The organism is uncultured Pseudoflavonifractor sp., from assembly GCA_904419835.1.
Classification (GTDB): Bacteria; Bacillota; Clostridia; order Oscillospirales; family Oscillospiraceae; genus Pseudoflavonifractor.
The window spans coordinates 1-5,704 of record CAJFTA010000100.1; the positions used below are offsets into that span (position 1 = coordinate 1).

Below are 5,704 nucleotides of genomic sequence, written 5' to 3' on the forward strand. Positions count from 1 at the left end.
CAGTCCACGTGGGCATAGTGACGCTTGTCGGTCTCATACTCCACGTGAGCGGTGTTGATGGTGATGCCGCGCTCCTTCTCCTCGGGGGCCTTGTCGATGCTGGCATAGTCCTCGAACTGAGCCTGGCCCTTCAGAGCCAGATACTTGGTGATCGCGGCGGTCAGAGTGGTCTTGCCGTGGTCAACGTGGCCGATGGTGCCAATGTTGACATGGGGCTTCGTACGCTCGAATTTTGCCTTAGCCATGTTGGATATCCTCCTTAATTACATGTTAACATGTTTGATGTTGTAGAGAATGCGTAAATATTGTATAGCATTGGCGGAGAAATTGCAATACCCTATTCCGCATCCGTGTGAAAGCCATTCCGCGGGCCCCCGGTCCGGGGGCCCATGGTCTGGACAGTTCCTTAGTCGGCGTTGTTGCGGCCGCGCTCGGCAATGATCTTCTCGGCAATGCTCTTGGGAATCTCCACGTAGCTGTGAGGCTCCATGGAGTACTGGCCGCGGCCCTGAGTGGAGGAACGCAGGTCAGTGGCGTAGCCAAACATATTGGCCAGAGGCACCAGAGCATCCACCTGAGTGGCGCCGGGACGGCTCTCCTGGCCCTGGATCATGCCGCGGCGGCCATTCAGATCGCCGATGACATTGCCCAGGTACTCGTCGGGGACGATAACGGAGACCTTCATCATAGGCTCCAGCAGGATGGGATTGGCCTTGCGGCAGGCCTCCTTAAAGGCCATGGATCCGGCAATCTTAAAGGCCATCTCAGAGGAGTCCACCTCGTGATAAGAGCCGTCGTACAGGGTAACCTTCACATCCTCAACAGGATAGCCGGCCAGAACACCGGCCTGCATAGCGCCCTGGATACCGGCGTCAACCGCAGGGATATACTCCTTGGGAATGGCGCCGCCCACAATGGCGTTGACAAACTCGTAGCCCTTGCCGGACTCGTTGGGCTCCACATGGATCTTGACGTGGCCGTACTGGCCCTTGCCGCCGGACTGGCGGGCATACTTGGTGTCCTGATCCACAGCCTTGCGGATGGTCTCCTTATAGGCGACCTGAGGTGCGCCCACGTTGGCCTCCACCTTGTACTCGCGGAGCAGACGGTCCACGATGATCTCCAGGTGAAGCTCGCCCATGCCGGCGATGATGGTCTGGCCGGTCTCGTCGTCGGTGTAGGTCTTGAAGGTGGGATCCTCCTCGGCCAGCTTGGCCAGGGCGATGCCCATCTTCTCCTGACCAGCCTTGGTCTTGGGCTCGATGGCCACGCGGATAACGGGCTCAGGGAACTCCATGGACTCAAGGATGATGGGGTGCTTCTCGTCGCAGAGGGTGTCGCCGGTGGTGGAGTTCTTCAGGCCGATGACAGCGGCGATATCGCCGGAGTACACGGTCTCAATATCCTCGCGGTGGTTGGCGTGCATCTGCAGGATACGGCCGATGCGCTCCTTCTGCTTCTTGGTGGAGTTGAGCACGGCGGTGCCGGTGTTCAGCGTGCCGGAGTAGACGCGGATAAAGGACAGCCGGCCGACGAAGGGATCGGTGGCGATCTTGAAGGCCAGAGCGGAGAAGGGGGCCTCGTCGGAGGCGGGACGCTCATCCTCTTCATCGGTGTCGGGATTGATGCCCTTGATGGCGGGAATGTCCACGGGAGAGGGCATGAAGTCCACGATGGCGTCCAGCAGCTTCTGCACGCCCTTGTTGCGGTAGGAAGTGCCGCAGGTGACGGGCACAATCTTGTTGTCGATGGTGCCCTGACGGAGAACCTTCCGGATCAGCTCCTGAGGAATGGGCTTCTCCTCCAGTGCCAGCTCCATGATCTCATCGTCCAGATCCGCGCAGGCGTCGATCAGCTTGGTCCGGTACTCCTGGGCCAGCTCCATCATGTCCTCAGGAATGGGCTCCACGCGCATGTCTTTGCCCATCTCGTCGTAATAGACGTCGGCGTCCATCTCCACCAGGTCGATGATGCCCTTGAAGGAGCTCTCGCTGCCGATGGGGAGCTGGATGGGCACGGCATTGCACTTGAGGCGGTCGTGGATCATGTGCAGCACGTTGTAGAAGTCAGCGCCCATGATGTCCATCTTGTTGACGTAGATCATGCGGGGGACCTTGTAGTGGTCGGCCTGACGCCACACGGTCTCGGACTGGGGCTCAACGCCGCCCTTGGCGCACATGACGGTCACGGAACCGTCCAGCACGCGCAGGGAGCGCTCCACCTCAACGGTGAAGTCCACGTGGCCCGGAGTGTCGATGATGTTGATACGGGTCTGGGGGAACTGGTTCTTGGTGCCCTGCCAGTAGCAGGTGGTAGCGGCGGAGGTGATGGTGATACCACGCTCCTGCTCCTGGGCCATCCAGTCCATGGTGGCGGTACCGTCGTGGGTCTCGCCGATCTTGTAGTTGACGCCGGTATAGTAGAGAATACGCTCGGTGGTCGTGGTCTTGCCCGCGTCGATGTGGGCCATGATACCAATGTTGCGGGTATTCTCCAGGCTAACTTTTCTAGGCATACTTTAACTCCTTTACCAGCGGTAGTGAGCGAACGCCTTGTTGGACTCGGCCATCTTGTGGGTGTCCTCGCGCTTCTTGACGGCGGAACCCAGGTTGTTGGCGGCGTCCATGATCTCGCCGGCCAGACGCTCCTTCATGGTCTTCTCGCTGCGGGCGCGGGAGTAAGTGGTGAGCCAACGCAGACCCAGGGTCTGACGGCGCTCGGGACGGACCTCGATGGGCACCTGGTAGGTGGCGCCGCCCACGCGGCGGGCCTTGACCTCCAGGGAAGGCATGATGTTCTCGATAGCGGCGGTGAACACATCCAGGGGCTCCTTGCCGGTCTTCTCCTTGATGATGTCAAACGCCCCGTAGACCACCTTCTGGGCCACGCCCTTCTTGCCGTCCAGCATGATGCTGTTAACCAGCTTGGTAACCAGTACGGAGTTATACAGCGGGTCGGGCAGAACCTCCCGCTTGGGTACGTTTCCTCTTCTGGGCACTTTGCTTCCCTCCTTCATAGTATGATTTCATAGGTACTCGAAGGCTTTTCAAAAGCCCCCGTGTAAGACAAGTGCCTGCTTGTCCAGTGCCCTGCGGGAAACGCCCCTATATATAAGGAAGCGCTTCTGCAAGGACAACTGCCTTGCGCACATGCGCATTGTGTCATTTCAGTGTTGCTCGAGTCGGCTGCCGCGCGGGAATTACTTCTTCGCGCCGCCCTTGCCGGCCTTGGGCCGCTTGGCGCCGTACTTGGAACGGCCCTGCATACGGCCATTGACGCCCTGAGTGTCCAGAGTGCCGCGGATGATGTGGTAACGAACGCCGGGCAGGTCCTTGACACGGCCGCCGCGGATCATGACCACAGAGTGCTCCTGCAGGTTGTGGCCCACACCGGGGATATAGGCGGTGACCTCGTAGCCGTTGGTCAGCTTCACACGGGCGATCTTACGGAGCGCCGAGTTGGGCTTCTTGGGGGTGGAGGTACGCACTGCGGTGCAGACGCCGCGCTTCTGGGGGGAAGGCAGGTCGGTCTCGCGGTTGGTCAGGGTGTTCAGGCCATGCTGCATAGCGGGAGAAGTGGACTTGTAGGTCACCTTCTCGCGGCCCTTACGGACGAGCTGGTTAAACGTAGGCATGGTTTTCCTCCTTTCTTAGGCGATGATAGAATATATTTTAACAGGATAATACGGATATTATTCTGTTAAAATCAATGGACCAGAGCCGCCACAGCGCTTCCCACGGCGATGCCGCAGGCCGCGCCCAGCTCCTTCATGGCGGGGACATGCTCAACGGCAATCCCCTTCTCCCGGCAGAGCTCCTCCACCGGCTCGGTTACGCGGGGGTCGGCATCCTCTGCCAGAAAGACGCGCACCGCTCTCCCGTCCCCAATCGCCCGCTTTGTCTGCTTGACGCCGGCCACCTTGGGACCATTCTTCAGCTCCGAGAGCATCTGTACGCCTCCTTCTACCCGTTTTTCTGTTCAAAAACAGTGCCTTGACGCACTTGGCGCAGACATACCTGCGCAATTTGAGATTATAGCATAGGTGGATCGGATAGTCAAGCACAAAAATACCGGAAAGCGCGGAGTTTTTGCGGTTTTCCACCCTTTCAGGCACGAATAACAATTCTCTCCCAGCGGCGCCGCTTCCCTTCTGTGAAAAACACACAGTTTCCCTTCCTCTGCTGTCTGTCTCGGGCGCAAAAGCGCCCTCCGCCGCCTGTGAGAGGCGGCGGAGGGTGCTTTTACCGGTTTCGCTTAATAGCTGGAGCGCATGAGCTCCTGAGTGGCATGGACCGCGGAGGCGGATTCGGCCTGGGCCTCCTCCTGCTTGTCGTACTTGCGGTAAGCGGCCAGGCCGGAGCCGGCGGGGATGAGCTTACCGATGATGACGTTCTCCTTCAGGCCCAGCAGGTGGTCCACCTTGCCCTTGATGGCGGCCTCGGTCAGGACCTTGGTGGTCTCCTGGAAGGAGGCGGCGGACAGGAAGGACTCGGTGGCCAGAGAGGCCTTGGTGATGCCCATCAGCAGGCGGGTGCAGGTGGGCAGGCGCAGCTCCACGCCGCCGTTGGTCTCGCCGGCGTCGATGCGGTCCTGAACCGCCTTGTAGGCGTCCTTGAACTCAATGATGTCCACAGTGGAGCCGGAGAGCAGCTCGGAGTCGCCGGCGTCCTCCACCCGGACCTTGCGCATCATCTGGCGGCAGATGACCTCAATGTGCTTGTCGTTGATGTCAACGCCCTGCTGGCGGTAGGGCTTCTGCACTTCCTGGATGAGGTAGTTGTACACCGCGTGGACGCCGCGGATGCGGATGACGTCCTGGGGATAGAGGGCGCCGTCGGTGAGGGCGTCGCCCTTCTTCACCGTGTCGCCGTCCTTCACGCGGATACCCGCGGAGTTGGGGATGGCGTAGGTGACCACCTCGCCGTCGTCGGCGGTGATGGTGACGTTGAGCAGGGTGGCGCGCTTGGCCTCCTCGATGGACACGCGGCCGGAGATCTCGGCCAGCTGGGCCATCTTCTTGGGACGGCGGGCCTCGAACAGCTCCTCAACACGGGGAAGACCCTGGGTGATATCGCCGCCGGCGACGCCGCCGGTGTGGAAGGTACGCATGGTCAGCTGGGTGCCGGGCTCGCCGATGGACTGGGCGGCGATGATGCCGACGGCCTCGCCGGCGCCCACAGGCTCGCCGATGGCCAGGTTGATGCCGTAGCACTTGGAGCACACGCCGCTGCGGGCCTCGCAGGTGAGGACGGAGCGGATCTTGGCCTCGTAGATGCCGTGGGCCTCCAGCAGCTTGGCGTGATCGGCGGTCATCATGGTGTGGTGGTCAATGAGCACCTCGCCGGTGACGGGGTCGCAGATGTCCTCCACGGGGTAGCGGCCCTTCAGGCGCTCGCCAAAGGTCTCGATGACCTGGCCGTTCTCCGAAATCTCGGAGACGATGATGCCGTCGTGGGTGCCGCAGTCCTCCTCGCGGATGATGACCTCCTGGGACACGTCCACCAGACGGCGGGTCAGGTAACCAGAGTCGGCGGTACGCAGAGCGGTATCGGCCATACCCTTTCGGGCGCCTCGGGAGGAGATGAAGTACTCCAGGACGGACAGACCCTCACGGAAGTTGGACTTGATGGGGATCTCGATGGTGCGGCCGGAGGTGTCGGCCATCAGGCCGCGCATGCCGGCCAGCTGACGGATCTGGGCGGAG

5 protein-coding genes and 1 pseudogene are annotated in these 5,704 nt (G+C 61.0%); all 6 read right to left on the reverse strand.

What is annotated here, in order from left to right:
- The coding region (locus QZY67_RS11680) for a GTP-binding protein (protein ID WP_295370496.1) at positions 1-245 on the reverse strand (245 nt) is incomplete at its 3' end.
- 161 nt (positions 246-406) lie between these two features.
- Positions 407-2,515: an elongation factor G gene (gene fusA, locus QZY67_RS11685; protein WP_295370498.1), complete on the reverse strand. Its 2,109-nt coding sequence runs from the start codon at positions 2,513-2,515 to the stop codon at positions 407-409.
- Between the two features lie 12 nt (positions 2,516-2,527).
- A complete protein-coding gene (rpsG, locus tag QZY67_RS11690; RefSeq protein ID WP_294517717.1) occupies positions 2,528-2,998 on the reverse strand; it encodes a 30S ribosomal protein S7 in 471 nt (156 codons plus the stop codon).
- Positions 2,999-3,199: 201 nt separating this feature from the next.
- Positions 3,200-3,634 (reverse strand): 30S ribosomal protein S12, encoded by a 435-nt coding sequence (rpsL, locus tag QZY67_RS11695; RefSeq protein ID WP_294548340.1) that lies wholly within the window; start codon positions 3,632-3,634, stop codon positions 3,200-3,202.
- A gap of 71 nt (positions 3,635-3,705) precedes the next feature.
- Positions 3,706-3,948, reverse strand: coding sequence for a ribosomal L7Ae/L30e/S12e/Gadd45 family protein (locus QZY67_RS11700; RefSeq protein ID WP_277215823.1), 243 nt, complete (start codon positions 3,946-3,948; stop codon positions 3,706-3,708).
- 306 nt (positions 3,949-4,254) lie between these two features.
- Positions 4,255-5,704, reverse strand: a pseudogene (locus tag QZY67_RS11705) (DNA-directed RNA polymerase subunit beta'); the annotation flags it as partial.

What these genes read in the sequence shown, in the direction of transcription:
- fusA (WP_295370498.1), bottom strand. Translation starts at nt 2,515, where the DNA reads ATGCCTAGAAAAGTTAGCCTGGAGAATACCCGCAACATTGGTATCATG.
- rpsL (WP_294548340.1), bottom strand. Translation starts at nt 3,634, where the DNA reads ATGCCTACGTTTAACCAGCTCGTCCGTAAGGGCCGCGAGAAGGTGACC.
- QZY67_RS11700 (WP_277215823.1), bottom strand. Translation starts at nt 3,948, where the DNA reads ATGCTCTCGGAGCTGAAGAATGGTCCCAAGGTGGCCGGCGTCAAGCAG.